16 protein-coding genes are annotated in these 19,201 nt (G+C 42.4%); 7 read left to right on the forward strand and 9 right to left on the reverse strand.

Annotated features, from left to right (window positions below; genetic code table 11):
- Positions 1 to 7: 7 nt before the first annotated feature.
- The 6 genes from dapB to PQO03_RS13485 form a co-directional block, all read right to left on the reverse strand.
- Positions 8 to 736: a 4-hydroxy-tetrahydrodipicolinate reductase gene (dapB, locus tag PQO03_RS13460; RefSeq protein ID WP_274153711.1), complete on the reverse strand. Its 729-nt coding sequence runs from the start codon at positions 734 to 736 to the stop codon at positions 8 to 10.
- A gap of 210 nt (positions 737 to 946) precedes the next feature.
- Entirely contained in the window at positions 947 to 2,515 is a 1,569-nt protein-coding gene (locus PQO03_RS13465; RefSeq protein WP_274153712.1) for a prenyltransferase/squalene oxidase repeat-containing protein, read from the reverse strand.
- Positions 2,516 to 3,148: 633 nt separating this feature from the next.
- The gene (locus PQO03_RS13470; protein ID WP_274153713.1) at positions 3,149 to 3,832 is read right to left on the reverse strand and encodes a hypothetical protein; all 684 of its coding nucleotides are present in this window, start codon (positions 3,830 to 3,832) and stop codon (positions 3,149 to 3,151) included.
- Positions 3,832 to 6,279, reverse strand: coding sequence for a DNA topoisomerase IV subunit A (locus PQO03_RS13475; RefSeq protein WP_274153714.1), 2,448 nt, complete (start codon positions 6,277 to 6,279; stop codon positions 3,832 to 3,834). The genes PQO03_RS13470 and PQO03_RS13475 overlap by 1 nt, the downstream gene beginning before the upstream one ends.
- A gap of 5 nt (positions 6,280 to 6,284) precedes the next feature.
- A complete protein-coding gene (locus tag PQO03_RS13480) occupies positions 6,285 to 8,093 on the reverse strand; it encodes a toprim domain-containing protein (protein ID WP_274153715.1) in 1,809 nt (602 codons plus the stop codon).
- A gap of 165 nt (positions 8,094 to 8,258) precedes the next feature.
- Positions 8,259 to 8,612 (reverse strand): helix-turn-helix domain-containing protein, encoded by a 354-nt coding sequence (locus PQO03_RS13485; RefSeq protein WP_274153716.1) that lies wholly within the window; start codon positions 8,610 to 8,612, stop codon positions 8,259 to 8,261.
- A gap of 312 nt (positions 8,613 to 8,924) precedes the next feature.
- On the opposite strand from PQO03_RS13485, the gene PQO03_RS13490 reads away from it, so the two are divergent.
- Genes PQO03_RS13490 through leuB form a run of 3 tightly spaced genes read left to right on the forward strand, consistent with a single transcriptional unit; the run spans position 8,925 to position 11,859 of the window.
- Positions 8,925 to 10,226, forward strand: a complete 1,302-nt coding sequence (locus tag PQO03_RS13490; RefSeq protein ID WP_274153717.1) for a 3-isopropylmalate dehydratase large subunit — start codon at positions 8,925 to 8,927, stop codon at positions 10,224 to 10,226.
- 2 nt (positions 10,227 to 10,228) lie between these two features.
- Positions 10,229 to 10,780 carry a LeuD/DmdB family oxidoreductase small subunit gene (locus tag PQO03_RS13495; RefSeq protein ID WP_274153718.1) on the forward strand — a complete coding sequence of 184 codons (552 nt, stop codon included), beginning with the start codon at positions 10,229 to 10,231 and terminating at the stop codon, positions 10,778 to 10,780.
- Positions 10,781 to 10,782: 2 nt separating this feature from the next.
- Positions 10,783 to 11,859 (forward strand): 3-isopropylmalate dehydrogenase, encoded by a 1,077-nt coding sequence (leuB, locus tag PQO03_RS13500; protein WP_274153719.1) that lies wholly within the window; start codon positions 10,783 to 10,785, stop codon positions 11,857 to 11,859.
- Between the two features lie 73 nt (positions 11,860 to 11,932).
- Here the strand turns inward: leuB and PQO03_RS13505 are convergent, their stop codons facing one another.
- Together PQO03_RS13505 and PQO03_RS13510 are read right to left on the reverse strand one after the other, a co-directional pair.
- Entirely contained in the window at positions 11,933 to 12,580 is a 648-nt protein-coding gene (locus PQO03_RS13505; RefSeq protein WP_274153720.1) for a hypothetical protein, read from the reverse strand.
- A gap of 38 nt (positions 12,581 to 12,618) precedes the next feature.
- Positions 12,619 to 13,065 carry a Smr/MutS family protein gene (locus tag PQO03_RS13510; protein ID WP_274153721.1) on the reverse strand — a complete coding sequence of 149 codons (447 nt, stop codon included), beginning with the start codon at positions 13,063 to 13,065 and terminating at the stop codon, positions 12,619 to 12,621.
- Positions 13,066 to 13,202: 137 nt separating this feature from the next.
- On the opposite strand from PQO03_RS13510, the gene PQO03_RS13515 reads away from it, so the two are divergent.
- The 4 genes from PQO03_RS13515 to PQO03_RS13530 all read left to right on the forward strand — a co-directional run bounded on the left by PQO03_RS13515 (position 13,203) and on the right by PQO03_RS13530 (position 17,870).
- Positions 13,203 to 14,279, forward strand: coding sequence for a TRAP transporter substrate-binding protein (locus PQO03_RS13515; protein WP_274153722.1), 1,077 nt, complete (start codon positions 13,203 to 13,205; stop codon positions 14,277 to 14,279).
- Positions 14,276 to 14,782: a TRAP transporter small permease subunit gene (locus PQO03_RS13520; protein ID WP_274153723.1), complete on the forward strand. Its 507-nt coding sequence runs from the start codon at positions 14,276 to 14,278 to the stop codon at positions 14,780 to 14,782. Before PQO03_RS13515 ends, PQO03_RS13520 begins: the two co-directional genes overlap by 4 nt.
- Positions 14,772 to 16,136, forward strand: a complete 1,365-nt coding sequence (locus tag PQO03_RS13525; RefSeq protein WP_274153724.1) for a TRAP transporter large permease — start codon at positions 14,772 to 14,774, stop codon at positions 16,134 to 16,136. Before PQO03_RS13520 ends, PQO03_RS13525 begins: the two co-directional genes overlap by 11 nt.
- 189 nt (positions 16,137 to 16,325) lie before the next feature.
- Positions 16,326 to 17,870 carry a sulfatase family protein gene (locus PQO03_RS13530; RefSeq protein ID WP_274153725.1) on the forward strand — a complete coding sequence of 515 codons (1,545 nt, stop codon included), beginning with the start codon at positions 16,326 to 16,328 and terminating at the stop codon, positions 17,868 to 17,870.
- 987 nt (positions 17,871 to 18,857) lie between these two features.
- On the opposite strand, the gene PQO03_RS13535 is transcribed toward PQO03_RS13530, so the two are convergent.
- Positions 18,858 to 19,181, reverse strand: coding sequence for a hypothetical protein (locus PQO03_RS13535; protein ID WP_274153726.1), 324 nt, complete (start codon positions 19,179 to 19,181; stop codon positions 18,858 to 18,860).
- Positions 19,182 to 19,201: the final 20 nt, after the last annotated feature.

Here is a 19,201-nt window from a genome sequence, read left to right on the forward strand (position 1 = left end):
TTATATTTTAAAGTATGTGTTCTAGGCCATAGACGAGTTCAGCACGATCTTTGATGTGCTTAGAGGCCATGTAGACGCCGGGCATATAGCTCGTACGTTCGATGCTATCGTGACGAATGGTCAAGTATTGGCCGGGAGCTCCAAGAATAACTTCTTGGGAGGCAACAAAGCCGGGCATGCGAACTGCGTGAAGTTTAATTCCTTCAAAATCACCACCACGTGCGCCTTCTACATTGGCAACGAGGTCATTGGTCTTGGGATTGAAAGTCTTGTTATTTTCACACATGAGTTCAGCAGTTTTGACTGCGGTTCCTGAAGGGAAATCCACTTTGTTTTCGTGGTGGTACTCAATGATTTCAGCGTAGTCGTAGTACTCAGCAGCTTTTTTTGCAAATTGTTGCATGAGGACATTGCCAATTATGAAATTGGGAGCAATAAAACAGCCTTTACCAGTTTCTTTGACCCATTCCCGGATTTGATCTAAATCAGTTGGAGTGAAACCAGTGGTTCCTACAACAGCAGCAGCACCACCAAATAAGATGGCTTTGACTGTTTCCATTCTGATTTCAGGGCGGGTGAAATCAACCACCACGTCAGCAGGGTTAGAAGCGAGAGACTCAGCTAATGATGTGCCGATATCAATACTTCCAGCGAGCGTTAAATCATCTTTCGCTTCAACGAATTCGACAACTGTCGCACCCATTTTTCCCATGGAACCATTTACAGTAATGCGCATGGTCTAGTTCCTTAATTAAATTGTATTTCTAAAGTCGCAAGCAACTCTAAATGTCAATCGCTCTTTGTCAATAACTTATGTATGACACGGCGCATGAATCAAGGGATTTTTTTACTAAGAAAGTCATTTATTGCATGCAATAAGATAAAAGGATGTTTAGATGCTTATTAATTAATTATGGAGTAAAAATAGAGTAAGTGAATTTCTAGTTTAGAAAATGTCTATACTCTCTTCGCCAGTATTTGCTTTGGGGGCTTTCTCTTTTTTCGCTTTGGAGGACTTCGAACCGACGGAAGAAGGCAGGTAGCGATAGTAAACGGTGAGTTGTAGGGCGCAGAGTGTGGTAGAGTAGATTTTATTATCAATTTCTTTCATTGCTTCACGTTCAGTTTCAATTCCTTTAGCAGGACTTAACCAATAGCCATCGGGATGTTGGTTCTCCAAAAGAATCTTCTGAAAAGCCTTGTTCCATGAAGTCCAGTCGCGCCCACCGCGCTGAAACATCGCCTGTGTAGCGTAGTACATCCAATAAAGGTAAAAACCAGCTGGAGCACCGTGTTTACCATGGTACTCCCACTTCAAAAGTTTGACATCTTCTTTGACCATGAGGTCACCAAGTCGTTTGGTAATAGGGTCATTGCCTTCGCCGAGTAGTTGTAGGCAGAGGACGCCGACAGCTCGCATAGAGGGGTCTCGTTTACCTCCAGCTTCAAGACGGTAGTAAAAGCCAGTCGCAGTTGAGAATTTCTTCATGTGAGCAATGGATTTTTCAATAGCCCTTGGTAGACTCTCAACGGTACATCCAGCCACTTTTGCGGCTTTCATGGCTTGCCAATTCCAGCAAGCATTGGAGAAATTCGAATCGCCTTTAGTTGCATAACTATACATAAAGGCGCCGTTCTGATGTTGATTATCACAAATGAATTTTATGGTTTTATTCATTGGTGCAAGTAGCGAATAAGTTCCTGTCATTGCATAAGCTTCAGAGAGAGCGTAAGCAACAAGTGAGTGCTCATAGACGTTACGAGATTTACTTTTTCCTAAAGGGAACTTCCCGGAGTTACCCCATTTAGCGAGTTGTAGGATGCCTTTGCTGACGATTGAACCATAGCGCTTTGATTTACCTGTCTCACCATGAGCCATGAAAGTTAAAATAGCTAAACTTGTCATAGCTTCTTTATGCCCGTGACCCCAGGAACCATCGGGGTTTTGATTTTTCGCGAGCCAGTCTAAAGCATTTCCTAGAGCTTTTTGCGCTTGCGCTGAACCACCGTACTTACGAATGGCGGTAGCCTTAGCATTAGGTGAGCGAGCACTAAACATTTTTGCTGACTGCAGTGGAGAAGTGGAAGGCTTAACATCAGAGACGAGTTCCATATCATCCATAATCTCTGCCGCGGGAGGTTCATCACTAATTTCTTCGACGTCAGTACTGAGATCTTCGCTTATGTCGATTTGCTCAGTGACGTCGGGGTTAATGGTCTCGGCCTCAGTTTCCAAAAGCGGTTCTGGTGGCGGAGGAGGTGGCGGAGGAGGTGGTGGTGGTTCTTCCACAATTTCTTCCATCTTTTGTGTGACTTCGACATTGGCATTGCTTTCTTTAGCTTCACCTTTGAAAAGTGATGCGGCTAATATGAGCAGGACATGACAAAAAGTTGAGATTACAGGACCAATTAAATTTTCTTTTAATTTTTCTTTCCGGTATTGTGCGTGAATCTCTTGGAGTTCTTCTGGGCTAAGAATTCCAAATGGGTCTTCATGTATTTCTTCTTCTTGCATAATGATAGTACTTGCTTAAAATTTTTGATTTAAAAGTAATACGACTTAAATGTTTGAGTGATGACAGCTTCTGTATTATATACACCGAAGGGAGATGGGATTAGACAGTTGGGAGTGATTTTTTTGACAATTAATTAAGATCGGAGTTTTTTCCTTAGTTCTTCATGTTCTTAGAGGTACCTTAGTTTATCGAGGAATCTTGGAGCTATAATAAAAATATCTGTAAATAACTACAAGCTATAATCGTCGTGGGCTTTTTACTTATGACAAAAAAGTAGAAGTAACATATTAATTCATTACATCATGCGCTCTTTTACTATATAAAATTCAATCCTGAATCCGTTGTTTACTCGTATAATCGTAAGCTATTCATGAAATTGGACCTGTGCTTATTTTAATAAACCATTTTTAAAGCCTTGCGAAACAAGAAGAATTTTTTTCATGAAAAATCACTGATAACTACATGTTTTTAGAGGGGGTGTGATACTCAAAACCTATTCTATAAATGATTTGGAGTATCAGCAGTATTATTCATTTAATAAAATGAGATGTCACTAATGGAGTGTAGACCGTAAATGAAATGCGCGTTACTATTTCTTCTGTGTAAAACCTTTTAGAAAGGTGTAGCAAAATTTAGCTGATTTGCTTAATAATCATGATTTTTTGCCAGATCTTACGCGAGAGGCTATTGCAGAGGTTCTCGACGTCATTGACTGCAGAGAGCACTTCTGAATCGGGCATATTTTGTGCATAAAAAGCAGCAAGTTTACCGATATGAGAAAGCATCTCTGAACAGTAGTCGAGGTAACGACTCAGTTCGTGATTGCTCATACTGCGCAAAGGGGATGATGCGGTATTATGTGCCTGACTTTCGCTATCTTTTGTGAGTTGGTGCATGTCCACGACATGAGCCAGGGCACGGAACTCATGTAAGGCTTTGAGCGCTTTAGATCGTTTGAGTCGTGTTTCAAGAGTGAATAAAAAAAAGATCGCAGCGCCAAAAATAATAAGTTCATTGAGGATGGCGTCAATCAAGGGCAGCATATCTTGTATGGCGACCTTATTTAAGTTGAAGTCCATCATACTTATACTGATGCCAATGAGAATAAAAGCAGAGGCAATAGTGAAGCCAATCAGTGTGCGTAAACCCATGTTGGGTTCTGCTATATGTTTAGCTTTTTCTTCTGTTTCGGAAGAGAGTGCTTCGAGTTCTGTGCACACATCTACTAAACCTGACTTTGGAAAACGCTCAGAAATTCTCTGTGTGAGACTCTGAAGAGTTAAGTGGGTTTTCTGAAAGTTTAACTCGCGGTACATTAAGGTTCCAGTGAAAAGGTAGAGTCAGGGTCGATTTTACGTACAAAAGTAGTTGTGCCACCACCCATGATATCAGTATCGCTTTTTTCCACTTCGGTCTCGCTTATTAATTCCAACTCAGGTTCTTTGGCTTCAGGGGTGACTTCTTCCGCTTCGGTATCATTACTCACTTCATCGTCATTAGATGGTGCGGTTTTTTCTTCAATGATTGGTGAGCGATTTTCGTTAGATTTTACGCTATCCGCAAGACGTTTAGTTTCCAGAACTTCAAGTTCTTCTGCTTTGATTTTCGCGGCTTCTGCAGCGGCTTCTTCAACTTCATTTTGTGTGAAGTTAATTTTTGGAGCTTTCCAAGTATTGTTGTTTTTTTCTTCTTCTTCGGTCTCAGTTTCAGCTTGCTTGGCCTCCGCTTCTATTTCCGTTTTGCTTTCTGAACCACGTTTCTTTTTGAGGAACTTGGTGATGGCGCGCGAAGCTGTTTTAAAGCCTTTGGCTGTAGCGGAACGAATAGGGACATCATCAAAAATAAGCTCAGCCGTAAGACCTTTTGAACGCGACGTATCTTCCAGATGGCAATCTAGGACAATGCCGTAATGGCTGTCGATGAGTTCGAGCTTGTTGCCCTTGGGGAAGAGTAGGTACTCTTTATCGAGAATGAATTTGTTAATTTTACAGCGCTTGTGGTAGGAGAGTCCCGATTTTTTATCGGTATAAATGACTGAATAAATTTGTTCTTTATCGACCACGAAGATTTCGGTGAAGCGACCCACGAAGAGCTTGTCAGAGATATTAGTGACTTTGAATTTTCCATCCTTTGTAAGGATGATGATGCGATCGAATTCGGTACATTTGATGTGATTGCCATTATTGATTTGTGTGCCGATATAGCCACCGACTTTATCGTAACCGAGTTTTACATTTGCTACAGCAATCTCTTTGGCGTCAACTTTTTCAATACTCTTAATTTCAGTGAGGCGTGGATATAGCTTCCCGTATTTTGCGAGGAGGTTTTTGATAAAGTTAATGGTATGATCTTTGAGGTTATCAAGACTGAAGGCCACTTCTTTCAAGGCCTTTAAAATTTCTTCAAGTTCTTTGTTGTTTTTGCTAATATCGAAAAGTGAGATGCGACGAATAGGGATTCTGAGAAGTCGATCGATATCTTCTTCTGAAATATCGCGTCTGAGTTGATCTAAGAAAGGGTTTAGGCCTGTGCGAACGGCAGCTAATACTTCGGGCTGACTGGTGCACTCTTCAATGCGTTTGTAGATGCGCTCTTCAATAAAAATGCGTTCCAGGGTGCGGTCGTGATATTTTTCATTGAGTTTGTTTTGCTCATTGAGCAATTCCCAGCGCAGTATATTGACAAGGGTTTGGGTATTGTGGTAAAGGATTTCACCAACGTGAACTTCGACAGGGCAATTGTTTTTGATAACCGTGATATTGGGACTTAGTGATACTTCGCATTGCGTGAAAGCGTACAAAGCATCGAGTGCCCAATCAGCTTGAACACCACGTGAAAGATTGATTTCGATCTCGACGCTTTCGGCGGTGTAATCCTGGATAGAGGAGATTTTGATCTTGCCCGCTTTGGCGGCATCCTCAATTGAGCTCATGAGTGATTCGGTGGTAGTACCAGGAGGAACTTCTTTAATCACGAGAGTCTTGTGATTGAGTACTTCGATTTTGGCGCGCACGATGAGTTTGCCATTGCCCAAATCATAATTAGTGGCATCCATGATACCGCCAGAGAGGAAATCAGGAAGGATTTCGAAGCGCTGACCACGAAGGATCTTAATTTGCGCTTTCAGCAACTCGTTGAAATTGTGCGGCATGATCTTGGTCGCCATACCAACGGCAATGCCCTCAGTGCCACTCATTAAGAGTGAAGGGACCTTGGCGGGTAGGCAGAGTGGTTCTAGGTTACGACCATCATAGCTATCGATGAAATTTGTGGTTTCGGGATTGAACATAACTTCGAGGGCGAGTGGGGTGAGTCGACATTCAATATAACGAGCTGCGGAGGCGTTATCGCCTGTGAGGATGTTACCAAAATTACCTTGTTTGTCGATGAAATATTCTTTGTTTGCGATATTGACGAGTGCACCATAGATTGAACTGTCACCGTGAGGGTGATACTTCATGCAATCACCAACGATATTGGCGACTTTGTGGTACTTGCCGTCATTCGCCTTGAAGAGAGTATGTAGAATACGACGTTGAACGGGTTTGAGCCCGTCATCGATATCGGGAATCGCTCGGTCTTTGATCACGTAAGAAGCGTAATCCATGAAGTAGCCGGTCATCATACGATTGAGATGATTACCGAAGGGATTGAAACCAATTTTGGAATGAAGTGGATTAAACTCAGCGGCATTTGAATGGATGATGTCGGCAATGGGCTCGTCCGTATTCATCTCTGGATCTTGCGGGGTATCGTTATCCATAAAGCTTAAACCAAATTATCCATAATAAATTGCTTGCGGTCGCCGGTGTTACTTCCCATGAAGAAGTCGAGTACGTGGGGGACTTCGCTCATTTTTTCGATGTTGACTTGGATGATGCGCATGTCATCGCCAATGAATTGACCGAATTCATCTGGTGAAATTTCTCCGAGTCCTTTGAAACGAGTGATCTCGTGATTCTTGAGTTTGGCCATGGCGGCATCTTTTTCTTCCTCGTCGTAGCAGTAGAGAGTTTCTTTTTTGTTGCGCACACGGTAGATAGGAGTTTCCAAAATGTAGAGGTGACCATTGGTGACTAAATTCTCAAAGAAGGTCAAAAAATACGTGAGCAAGAGGTTGCGAATGTGAAGTCCATCTTGATCGGCATCGGTTGCGAGGATGACTTTTGAGTAACGGAGGTCTTCGATATCATCTTCAATATTGAGCGCCTTCATGAGGAAGTAGAGTTCTTCATTTTTATAGACGAATTCGCGCTTGGTATTGTGACTATTCTTTGGCTTACCACGCAATGGGAAAAGGGCCTGTCTGAGTACATCACGGCATTTAACCATTGAACCAGTGGCGGAATCTCCTTCGGTAATGAAGATCATCGAGTCTTCGCCGAGCTTGGTTTTGTTATTTAAGTGGTGTTTGCAATCGCGAAGTTTGGGTATCTTGATCGAGGTTTTCTTTTGCTTATCCTTAGCGAGTTTCTTCAAGTCGGTGATGTTTTTACGCATCTTTTCATTGAGAGTTACTTTTTCGAGTAGGCGATCAGCAATAGATTTGTTTTTATGAAGAAAATCAGTTAAGAAAGTTTTCACCTTATTGACTACTTCAGAGCGGACCTCAGTATTGCCTAGTCTATTTTTGGTCTGTGATTCAAAAATAGGTTCTTTGACTTTTACCGCGACAGCACCAAAGAGACCATCACGGACATCGGAGCCATCAAAATTCTTGCCGGCATAATCATTAACGCCTTTGAGGATACCTTCACGAAAAGCTTGTTGGTGAGTTCCACCATCATTGGTGTACTGACCATTGACATAAGAATAGTAGTTTTCACCGTAGTTAGGTGTATGACAGAAGCCGAATTCTATTTTGTCATCGCGGTGATAGATAACCTCATATAATTTTTCGTCATTGATTTCTTTTTCAATGAAATCGCGTAGTCCATTGCGAGAGTAGAATTTTTGACCATTGAGAAGAAGACTTAAGCCACGGTTAAGATAGGCATAACCCCACATGCGACGCTCAATGAAACCGAGATCAATTTTGAATTTCGGAAAAATCTCGCGGGAGGGAGAGAATTCAACTTCGGTACCATTTTCTTCATCAGTATCACCATCGTTTTCGCTAATGAGGATACCTTCTTCAAAATAAGCCTCCTTGAATTTTCCGTCGCGAAAAGATCTAACCCGGAAAAAAGCTGAGAGTGCATTGACCGCCTTTGTGCCGACACCATTTAGACCTACAGAGAATTCGAAAGTATCACCTTCGTATTTTCCGCCAGTATTCATTTTTGATACACAGTCAACCACTGAGCCGAGTGGAATACCACGGCCATAGTCGCGAGTGTGAAAAGTACCGTCTTCAGTATCGATTTTGATGACGATTTTTGAGCCGTGATTCATAATGAATTCGTCGATACAGTTATCGACTACTTCTTTGAGCAAGACGTAAATGCCGTCGTTTTGGTTGGTGCCATTGCCGAGGCGTCCAATATACATACCCGGCCTTTTGCGGATGTGTTCCAAAGGATCAAGTGTTTGGATTTTGCTTTCGTCGTACTCGGCAGGATCTTTCTTAGCGGCCATTGACATTTCCGTGTTTTTATAAATCAAGTAATATACAGGAATATAGGCGGAAGCTTTTTCTTTGTCAATTTGAGCTCAGAAGCTTTTCTTAATCAGAAGAAGCTTTTTAGCATCAAGTAAGAGCGCTTTCTTAAGTTTTTCTTCAAAAATCTATGTATAAAGTATTTAGGCTTCTGAGTTTAAATTCTGTTGACGAAAATCTTCACTTAGGGTAAGCAGCATGTGCAAAGAGATTTTTTTTTGTTCTTGGGTGAGGCCTTTGAGGCAGGAACGAATCATATCTTTGGGGTCAAGTTCTTCCCAGTTATTGATTTCTACGTAATTACTAAGCGTTAAATTTGCCTGTTGAGAAAGCTTGAAAACTTTTTCTTGAGCATAGACTCCCGGCTTACGAGAACCATTTTTCCAATTGGAAATAGTTTGTTGTGTCACCATGCATTTTTCCGCGAGTTGTGACTGCGTTATATGCAAATGCGAAATGATATCGCTTACTAATTCTGACCAATCATAATTTTTCATATATGCTCCTACTCACACATTATTGTGATTAAAGCTATAAGGCTAAAATTTCAAAACCAAAAAAAGGAGGCTGTTTTTTAGTGTCAAACAGCGATTTTAACCAAAGATTTATTTAGGGAGAAGAACTTTTATGATTCGGCTGTCGATTTAAAAGTCTTTGTAGGAGAGTTCAATATGCTTTTAGAGCATCAAATTCGAGTTGATTTTTTATCGGCTTGTGCTAAAACTATGGGCGATTATTTATGTCACTTAAGATTCATTATTTTAAAGGCATAAGAGACTTTTATTAAAAAAACTAATGGAGACTTCCTCATGGGAATGACCTTAACAGAAAAAATTATTGCCAATGCTGCAGGGCGTGAATCTGTAAAAGCTGGCGAGAATGTGTGGTTGGACGTCAATGTTCTTATGACTCACGACGTTTGTGGGCCTGGTACTATTGGCATTTTTAAAGATAAATTTGGTGCAGACGCCAAAGTATTTGATAAAGAAAATGTCGTTATTATTCCAGATCACTACATCTTTACTGAAGATAAACGTGCAATGCGCAATATCGATATCCTCACTGAATTTGCAAAAGAGCAAGATCTTCCTCATTACTATCAGCCTGGCACTGACAACTACATGGGCGTTTGCCATGTAACTCTTCCAGAGAAAGGTCATGTTCGTCCTGGTGAGATCATCCTCGGTACTGACTCACATACTTGTACGCATGGTGCTCTCGGCGCTTTCGCTACTGGTATTGGTAATACTGATGCTGCTTTCACAATGGGAACTGGCCGTACTTGGCTCAAAATTCCTGAGACAATTAAATTTGTTCTCAATGGTAAGCTTCCTAAAACAATGATGGCCAAAGATCTCATCCTTCACATGATTGGTGAAATCGGTTTCTCTGGTGCGACTTACTGCGCGATGGAATTTGAAGGTCCCGTCATTGACGAGCTTTCAATTGAAGAACGTATGACTATCTGTAACATGGCGATTGAAGCTGGTGGCAAAAATGGCGTTATTGCGGCTGACGCAAAAGTCGAAGCCTATGTGAAAGAACGTACTAATGTTCCGTACACACTGCTCAAAGCTGATGCCGATGCCCACTACAAAGACGTTTACGAAATCAACGTCTCTGAACTCGAGCCTACTGTAGCTATTCCTTCAGCTCCCGATAAACGCAAAGGCGTTAGCGAAATCGCAGGTACTAAGCTCACACGTGCTTATATTGGTTCTTGTACTGGTGGTAAAACAGAAGATTTTGCCGCAGCTGCCGAAATCATGTATGGCCAAAAAGTGGCTATGGATACTTTCGTAGTACCTTCTACAACTTTCGTAGAGAAAGATATGAATACACTCAAGTTTAAAGATAAAACCTATATGGAAATCTTTCTTGAAGCGGGCTGCCGTATCGGACCTCCGGGTTGCGCGGCTTGCCTCGGTGGACCTGAAGATACTTTCGGCCGTGCAAATGGCCAAGAAATCGTAGTTTCTACGACAAATCGTAACTTCCCTGGTCGCATGGGTTCTATGCAAGCAAAAGTTTTCTTGGCGTCTCCTTACGTTGCCGCAGCAAGCGCGCTCACGGGCGTGATCACCAAACCTGATTCCTACTTGGAGGATTAATCGTGAATACATCAATTAAAGGTAAGGCATTTGTTCTCGGCGATAATATCGATACTGACCAAATTATCCCCGCAAAATATCTTTCTTACGACCCTTCAAACGCAGAAGAGAAAAAGTACTTCGGTAAATTTGCTCTCTTCGGTGTGCCCGAAGGTGAATCTGGTTACCCGAGTGGTGACAAGCGTTTCGTTACAGAAGGTTATGCTTCTGAGTACAAAATCATTATTGCTGGCGAAAACTTCGGCTGCGGTTCCTCACGTGAACACGCACCACTCGCATTAGCAGAAGCCGGCGCTGAAATCGTCGTGGCGCAATCATTCGCACGTATTTACTTTCGTAATAGCGTCAATGGTGGCTACCTCGTTCCTTCTGAGACGCCCGTAAAAATCAACGAAGAAATCGCCACTGGCGACGAACTCGAAATCAATCTTGAAAATAATAAACTAAAGAATCTGACTTCAGGTAAAGAATACGATCTCAATCCACTTGGCGATATCAAAGCCATTCTGGAAGCGGGTGACGTCTTCAAATACGCCAAGCAGATGGGAGAATAATTATGGACTTAAATATCTGTGTATTACCTGGTGATGGAATCGGACCCGAAATCATTGAACAAGCTGTTGTCGTTCTTGAAAAAGTATGTGAGAAGTTTGGTCACAAGCTTTCACTCGACGAAGCTCAAATCGGTGGCGTCGCAATCGATGCTCACAATACGCCACTTCCACAAGCAACTATCGATAAGTGTCTCGCTTCTGACGCAGTACTCATGGGCGCTATCGGCGGACCTAAATGGGACAAGATTGACAAATCAATCCGTCCTGAGCGCGGTCTTCTCGGTATTCGTAAGGCTCTCGGTCTTTACGCAAACCTTCGTCCTGCTAAACTTTGGGACGAGCTCAAAGATGCTTCATTCCTCAAAGATTCTGTAATCGGTGATGGCCTTGATATCATGGTTGTTCGCGAACTTATCGGTGGCATCTACTTCGGTGAGCCACGTGGTGAAGGCGTTGACGAAAATGGTGAGCGTTATGCTTACAATACAATGGTCTACAAAGAGTCAGAAGTTAAGCGTATCGTAAAGCTCGCTTTCGAAATCGCTCGCAAACGTGGTAGCAAGCTTCACTCAGTAGAGAAAGCTAACGTGCTTGACGTTTCTCAGCTTTGGAATGAAGTTGCAGAAGAAGTATCAAAAGATTACAGCGATGTTGATTACCACACCATGTACGTCGATAACTGCGCAATGCAGCTCGTTCGTAATCCAGGTCAATTCGACACAATCGTGACGGGTAACCTCTTCGGCGATATCATCTCCGACGAAGCTTCTATGATCACTGGTTCAATTGGTATGCTTCCTTCAGCGTCAATTGGCGATGGTAAAGTATCACTCTTCGAGCCAATTCACGGTTCTGCTCCGGATATCACGGGTACTGGCAAAGCCAACCCACTCGCGACTATCCTCTCTGTTTCAATGATGCTCCGTTACAGCTTCGATCTCGATGCTGAAGCTGACCTCATTGAAGCTACAGTAGCAAAAGTTCTCGCTGAGGGCTACCGCACTGCAGATATCATGGAAGACGGCAAAGAATGTCTCTCATGTTCTGAAATGGGCGCACTTGTAGCATCTAAACTCTAAGTTTAGTTCGCTTCAATTAAAAAAGCTCCGTGGCCTCAGGCGACGGAGCTTTTTAGTGTCTAGGTGATTTAAATTAGCGAACTTCTTGTGTGGGCTTACCAGCAATTTTGAGTTCTTTGACCCAGATGACTTCACAGGCTCCGTTGCCAGTGTCGTTACGGGTTTCAGAGCTCTTCCAAGTCCAGTTATCTTTGTTAGATGAGACCTTGACTAGGCTACCAGTGATTTCGATGATGTCACCTTTTTGGGTCGCGTCTATTTGAGTTTGTACTGCAGGCGTAGCGGGGATGAGGTGCATATTGGCACTGAGCGTTTCAATTTCTCTTCTGGGGATAGGGAAGTTAGAAGTATTCCAGAAGTACCAACGACCTGATTGCGAGATAGTGATTTTTTCTAAAACCTTCAAGTCAGACATTTTGCCCCAGCCCAAAGCAAGATCAGTGGTAGATAAATCCGTTTCGCGACCGGTAGCGTAATTTTTCTTGGACAGTATCCGGGCGCGAATGCGAAAACTATGTAATTCATTAACTGTATAATCATCAACTTTGTGATGACTTGAAGCACTTACTTTTAGCTGTTGAGGCATGACTTTGACAATGCCTGGGTGAGGCTCTTTTTTGGGACTGGTACTATCAGCTTTGAAGAAATTAGCGATACTCGGATTGGTGAAAATTTGCCAAGTACAGGCAATTAAAATGAGTGCACTAATAAGTTTTTTCATAATTTCCTTCGAGTCCTTTAGCGGTAATTTTAAAACGATTAAATGGCGTGCCAGGTTTTATATATGCCTTTAATACCTGATTTAATCAACTTTTGGTTTTCTAGTTGCTTAAGTGTTTTGAGAATGAGTGGTTGTCCCTGCTTACGGAATTTGCCTATGATTTTGTCTTGGATTTTGGGTGATTCACAAAAAGCGAGAATTTCTTGGCCGAGTAAATCAGTAAAGATAGCCATACTTTTTAAGGGGTAAATCGTCGTGTAGCCCGGGTTGCCATCAATCTCTTCGCCAAAGGTGAACTTCATTTTATCTTTATTGTCTTCAAGTATAGATCTAAGTCGTCGCATGATTTTTCCGCCGATGCCCGTAGAGCCATAACCGTGTATAAGAAGGAAGGGCAGCTTATCAGCAACGCGAGCATTGTAGTAGGGGATGAAGCATTTGACGGCTTCATCGACAGTGAGTTCATGTAAATCTAGTTTATCCATAGGATTGAACTTACTTAAAAAAATCTCATTTGGCAATACGTCTATCGGATTTTTTTCAGCTCTTGAAGTCAAGGACTTGTAGATTGTGCGATTTCACGCATTTTCCTTATCGTTGATATGTGAAATTTGGGATGATGATGAAAAAGTTTATATGTATATTTTTATTGCTAGGAGTATTAGGCAGTTCTTGCGTGCGTCGCAAAAAAACGAGTGCCCATGGTGGAGTGAAAACGCGCTTGAAGATTGCCTCAGCTTATAATACCGCCTTGCCAATATTGGGTGACTCAGTAAAGACGATGGCTGAAAAAATAGAGAAATCGAGTGATGGTGCGGTAACGGTACGACTTATGGAACCACAAGACGTCGGTGGCTTACAAGCAATCTTAGAGGCAGTGAGTTCAGGTAAAATAGATGCAGGTTATGGTTCTGCAGGATTTTGGGCGGGTAAGATGCCTGCTGCACCTTTGTTTTCTTCTGTTCCATTTGGACCAGAGGCGGGGCCTTACTTAGCGTGGATGAAGCATGGTAATGGACTCAAACTCTATCAGCAAATGTATGATGATGCGGGCTATAATGTAAAAGTTCTGCTATGTACGGTCTTGCCTCCCGAGACTTCGGGTTGGTTTAGAAAAGAAATTAAAGATGAAGCTGATTTGAAAGGACTCAAGATGCGTTTCTTTGGCTTAGGCGCACGGGTAATGGAGAAAATGGATGTCTCCACCATGCTTTTAGGTGGCAGTGAAATTTATCCGGCCATGGAGAAGGGTGTGATTGATGCGACTGAATTTTCTATGCCTTCAATTGATCAGAAAATAGGTCTCTATAAAATTGCGAAATATAATTATTTTCCTGGCTGGCATCAGCAATCAACTTTACTGGAACTCATAATTCATAAAGATACTTGGGAGAACTTACCCGAATCGCAAAAAGCTTTAATAGAGATGGCCTGTAATGAAAGCCTTGTGAATTCATTGGCGCGTGGTGAGGCAAGTCAATTTCAGGTCATGAAAGATAACGTCAATAAATACGATGTGAAAATTAAACGCTGGAGTGAGCACATGCTCAAGAAATATGAGCAGGCCTGGGCTGAAGTCGTTGCAGAAGAATCGGCCAAAGATATCTTTTTTAAAGAAGTATGGCAAGATCTCTCAAAGTTCCGAAAAGATTATGCGCTCTGGGAAGATAACGCTTATTTGCCTAGGAAGAGGAAATGACGAGAGTCGCAGACCTGATTGAAGGCCTTCTTAAAAAGTTTTGTGAATTGTGTTTATGGGCAAATTTTTTACTGATCTTTATCATCGTTTTTCAGGTGGTGGCACGTTATGCTTTTGATTTTACTTGGGCTTCATTAGAAGAGCTCCAATGGCATCTTTTTGCCGTGGCGATGTTTACTGGTGTTGCTTATGCGATTGTCGAGGGTTGCCATGTACGAGCGGATATTTTATTTAATAAGTTCACTCAAAAATGGCGCGATGTGGTCGAGTTATTGACCATGGCCTTATGCGTCATCCCATTTTTCTCTCTGATTTTCTTTTATGGCCTGAGTTTTGTGGAGCGATCTTATTCAGTGAGTGAGATGTCGAGTTCGCCCGGAGGTCTACCTCATCGTTGGCTCATTAAAGCTCTTATCCCCTTGGCCTGCCTACTAATCATATTTGCTGCCATCGCAAAAATACTACGAGCACTAGCTAGTTTGAGAGGCAAAAATGTATCCTGAAGAACTGATGCTTTTTGCCATGTTTGGGATTTTACTACTTTTTATCTTTCTGGGTGTACGCATTGCTTTTGCGATTGCGGGAACAGGAATGCTGACCACGGCACTTTGCGTCTTATGCAATAAGTTTTTTGAAACGAATTTCTTTGCGGATTTTAATAATTTAGGCTTGTTGGTGAATCGTACTTATTCACTGATGTCGAGTAGTCTCTTGGTGGCTTTGCCAATGTTTATTTTTATGGGGATAATGCTGGAGAAATCTGGGATAGCAGAAAATTTAATGGAGTCATTTCAAAAGATTTTCAGTTCAGTTCGTGGGGGCTTGGCACTTGCCGTTACGCTAATTGGCTTATTACTGGCAGCTTCAACGGGCATTATTGGTGCATCAGTTGTTTTATTGGCAGTGATGTCGATTCCCACCATGCTAAACAATGGTTATTCCAAGGAATTGGCCTGTGGCACCGTATGCTCTGCGGGTTGTTTAGGGATTTTGATTCCCCCGAGCATCATGCTGATTTTATTAGCAGATCAAATGGGAATATCAGTGGGAGACCTCTTTCACGCGGCAGTGATTCCAGGCTTATTACTTACAGGTAGTTATTTAGTCTACATATTTTTCAAAGCTCAAAAAGTTGATAAGAGTCAAGTGAAAGCTTTAGAGAAAGGAGATTTGAGTCAACTCTTTTTTGCAATCATCCCGCCAATGGCCCTAATGCTCTTGGTTTTAGGTTCGATCTTCTTTGGCATTGCCACACCAACGGAGGCGAGTGGTTTGGGAGCTTTTGGCGCTTTTGTACTGGCTTTAATTAGTAAGAAACTCAATTTCAAAAAGCTGCGTAGCAGTGTTTTAGAAACGGGAAAAACCACAAGTTTTATCATGGCCATTTTGATTGGTGCCTCCTGTTTTTCTTTGACTCTAAAAGAATTGGAGGGAGATGATATCATTCGTCAAAATATTATGGCCTTACCTTTTGGTTCTACAGGAATTATTATAGCGATTTTAGCCTTGGTATTCCTTTTAGGTTTTTTCCTGGATTGGATCGAAATTACTTTAGTGATAATCCCCATTGTGGCACCTATTATTTCAGCAATGGCCTTGGATATGCCTGGGCATGGCCTGGAACAAGCAGAGCTTATTTGGTTTGCGATCTTGGTGGCAGTAACACTACAAACTTCTTTTCTTACCCCACCGGTAGGCTTTGCCTTATTTTACCTCAAGGGGGTGACGCCACCAGAGATTGAGCTGAAACATATTTATAAAGGAGTTCTGCCTTTTATTATCCTCCAGGTATTGGTTTTGATCCTAATTTTCCTCTTTCCCTCCTTAGTACTGTGGCTACCTTCCTTAGCGGCTTAATGGTTACATGCTTCATAAGCTATGAGAGCTTTTTGTCCTTGCGATGATTAGGAAATACGACGATTTATATAAAACTCTTGATTTAATTTTGTCACTTTGTCAGATGAGAAGCGTTTCTTAAGTATAGAGAGATTGAGAAAGGCTGCGTGACTTTGCGTATGAGCTCAAAATTATAAATCAGGAGAAGTGATGTTTAGATCTTTAATGAGTAGCATGATTTGCGGTGTAGGATTATGCCTAACGGCGGCAGAGAAACCCAATATAATTATTATCTATGGTGACGACATTGGTTACGGTGACTTTAGCTGCTATGGTGGCACTGGAGTGGATACTTATAATATTGATACCTTGGCCGTAAATGGGCAACGCTTTTTATCTGCGTATGCGGCGGCGGCCACTTGTACCCCTTCACGTTATTCGCTGATGACCGGTGAGTATGCTTTCCGCAATAAAAAGGCAAAAATTCTTCCAGGAAATGCACCACTTATTATTGATACTAAACGTACAAATATGCCCGCGTTTATGCGAGATAAGGGCTACGCTACTGGCCTTGTAGGCAAATGGCATTTAGGCTTGGGTTTATCAAGCGAGCCCTTGAACTGGAATCAAGAGATCAAGCCCGGCCCCAAAGAAGTAGGTTTTGATTATTCTTTTTATATGGCAGCGACTGCTGACCGCGTGCCTTCTGTGTACATAGAAGATGGCCATATCGTGAACCTTGATCCCAAAGACCCTGTGCAAGTTGATTATGAAAAACAAGTGGGCAATGAACCCACAGGTGTATCTCATCCACACTTGTTGAGAATGCAGGCCGATTTACAGCATAGCGGAACCATTATTAACGGTATAAGTCGCATCGGCTTTATGACCGGCGGAAACAAGGCTCGTTTCAAAGATGAAAGTATGGCGGATACCTATTTAGGAAAAGCGATTGATTTTATCGATAAAAATAAATCCAATCCATTTATGCTTTATTATGCCCCCAACGAGAATCACGTGCCACGGGTGATTCATCCACGTTTTAAAGGCTCAACCAGCTTGGGTCCAAGAGGAGATGCTTTAGCATTATTTGACTGGTGTGTAGGGCGTGTCGTGGAAGAACTTAAAGCTAAGGGAATCTATAAAAATACCATCATCATCATTTCCTCAGATAATGGCCCCGTACTTTTTGATGGTTACTGGGAAGGCGCCATAGAGAATCAAGGGGCGCATCAATCTAATGGTCCTTGGCGCGGCGGTAAGTACTCACGTTGGGAAGGTGGTACCCGTATGCCTTTTATCGTATCTTGGCCCGGGAAAGTAAAACCAGGGATTAGTAATGCACTGATTAGCCAAACAGATTTATTTGCGAGCTTCGCAGCTTTGCTCGGTGAAGAAGTGCCCGCGAACAGCGCAAAAGATTCGGTGAATGTTTTACCTGCACTCTTAGGGGAATCCGATAAGGGCCGTGACTTTGTGATTCAAGAAGCCTTAACACAACTGGCTATTCGTAAGGGTGAATGGAAATATATTCCGCCGGGCACAATTACGGAACGTTTGGGTATTGGTCGCTTTCAGAAAACTGAGGTACTTGAACCAGGACTTTTATATCACCTTTCTGAAGACCCGAGTGAACAAAATAATTTGGCGGGACAATACCCGAATAAAGTTCGCGAGCTTCGCAAAATTATTCACGATATAGATCCTTCAAAAGCGAAGATGGGAAAATTTAGCAAGAAGCAACTTGGCTTTTAATTTAATGGGTGGGGACTTAAGGATTTTCATACGTGCGGCTACCTTTTTTAGTAGGGCCCCGAGGGCTCCTCGGCCACCGGAGGTGTTTATACTGGGGCGGAGCCCCAAGTTTGACTAAATGAGGGACGAGTCCCTCACACTCCCACCAAGGACTTGCCAGCCCTTGACCCGGCGACTGGTGCGGAGCCCCATATATTTTTATCCGCCTGTGTGGCAACACCCTTGACCAGGCGACGAGAGATCTTTTAATGACTGAGAACTTAAGTACATGCCGAAGGTATGTAGTATGGTAGCCACCGGATTTATCCGGTGGGTATTGTTAAATAAATGATATTAATGCCGAAGGTATGAAGCTAAATTTCTGCAGCGTACCTTCGGCACGCACGATGCTGTTATTCAAAGACCACGGACTTAGGTCCATGGCTACCTTCCTAAGCTCTTCGAGCTCAAATATCTCTTAAGATGAAATCCATACTCAATACGCATTATCTGATTGTTCAGGTAGGTACTGGAGCGAAGCTCCGAGTGTTGGGATTATCAAGGGTGCCAGCACCCTTGAGCGGGGTGTGGGGCGGAGCCCCAGGTATAAATGCCTCCGGCGGCCGAGGAGCCCTCGGAGCCATACTAAAAAATGTATACATGAGCTCAAACATCTCTTAAGAATATGCCGAAGGTATGTAGTAGGGTAGCCACCGGATTTATCCGGTGGGTATTGTTAAAAAATGATATTAATGCCGAAGGTATGAAGCTAAATCTCTGCAGCGTACCTTCGGCACGCACGATGCTGTTATTCAAAGACCACGGACTTAGGTCCATGGCTACATTGCTAAGCTCTTCGAGCTCAAATTTCTGTCAACATCCCTTAAGTTCCCACTCATTAGGGGCGCCTCCAGTTACTTTATATAAGAGAGCGGAAATTCACCTCATTTAAACAAAAAAAATCCCGTGAAGTGATTCACGGGATTTTTTTGTGGAAAGACTTAAATTTTACTCTTCTTTCTTTTTCTTAGGAGCTTTGGCTTTTTTAGCGAGTTCTTTGATTTCAATAAGAGTCGTTGCATCAGCAGGATCAGTTTTAATTGAAGCCATTTTGAATTTTACATCCGCAGGCGCAACCGCAGCACCATCTTTATCGAGAATTTTTGTATCTGCAGTGACTTTATATTGTTTTTCATCTTTTTTGATTTTAAAAGTGGCGGCCTCGGCAGTGATACTAACGACTTTGCCTTTGAGTGCTTTAGCTTTTTTTTCTTTTGCCATGATTGGTGATGCAATGAGTAAAACAAGTAGGATAGTAATTAACTTTTTCATTTTGGACCTTTTATATTTTT

It is taken from the genome of Lentisphaera profundi, from assembly GCF_028728065.1.
Taxonomy (GTDB): Bacteria; Verrucomicrobiota; Lentisphaeria; order Lentisphaerales; family Lentisphaeraceae; genus Lentisphaera; species Lentisphaera profundi.

Excerpts from the sequence above, each read along its gene's own strand:
- dapB (WP_274153711.1), bottom strand. The coding sequence starts at position 736 with ATGCGCATTACTGTAAATGGTTCCATGGGAAAAATGGGTGCGACAGTT.
- PQO03_RS13465 (WP_274153712.1), bottom strand. The coding sequence starts at position 2,515 with ATGCAAGAAGAAGAAATACATGAAGACCCATTTGGAATTCTTAGCCCA.
- PQO03_RS13470 (WP_274153713.1), bottom strand. The coding sequence starts at position 3,832 with ATGTACCGCGAGTTAAACTTTCAGAAAACCCACTTAACTCTTCAGAGT.
- PQO03_RS13475 (WP_274153714.1), bottom strand. The coding sequence starts at position 6,279 with ATGGATAACGATACCCCGCAAGATCCAGAGATGAATACGGACGAGCCC.
- PQO03_RS13480 (WP_274153715.1), bottom strand. The coding sequence starts at position 8,093 with ATGGCCGCTAAGAAAGATCCTGCCGAGTACGACGAAAGCAAAATCCAA.
- PQO03_RS13485 (WP_274153716.1), bottom strand. The coding sequence starts at position 8,612 with ATGAAAAATTATGATTGGTCAGAATTAGTAAGCGATATCATTTCGCAT.
- PQO03_RS13490 (WP_274153717.1), top strand. The coding sequence starts at position 8,925 with ATGGGAATGACCTTAACAGAAAAAATTATTGCCAATGCTGCAGGGCGT.
- leuB (WP_274153719.1), top strand. The coding sequence starts at position 10,783 with ATGGACTTAAATATCTGTGTATTACCTGGTGATGGAATCGGACCCGAA.
- PQO03_RS13505 (WP_274153720.1), bottom strand. The coding sequence starts at position 12,580 with ATGAAAAAACTTATTAGTGCACTCATTTTAATTGCCTGTACTTGGCAA.
- PQO03_RS13510 (WP_274153721.1), bottom strand. The coding sequence starts at position 13,065 with ATGGATAAACTAGATTTACATGAACTCACTGTCGATGAAGCCGTCAAA.
- PQO03_RS13515 (WP_274153722.1), top strand. The coding sequence starts at position 13,203 with ATGAAAAAGTTTATATGTATATTTTTATTGCTAGGAGTATTAGGCAGT.
- PQO03_RS13520 (WP_274153723.1), top strand. The coding sequence starts at position 14,276 with ATGACGAGAGTCGCAGACCTGATTGAAGGCCTTCTTAAAAAGTTTTGT.
- PQO03_RS13525 (WP_274153724.1), top strand. The coding sequence starts at position 14,772 with ATGTATCCTGAAGAACTGATGCTTTTTGCCATGTTTGGGATTTTACTA.
- PQO03_RS13530 (WP_274153725.1), top strand. The coding sequence starts at position 16,326 with ATGTTTAGATCTTTAATGAGTAGCATGATTTGCGGTGTAGGATTATGC.
- PQO03_RS13535 (WP_274153726.1), bottom strand. The coding sequence starts at position 19,181 with ATGAAAAAGTTAATTACTATCCTACTTGTTTTACTCATTGCATCACCA.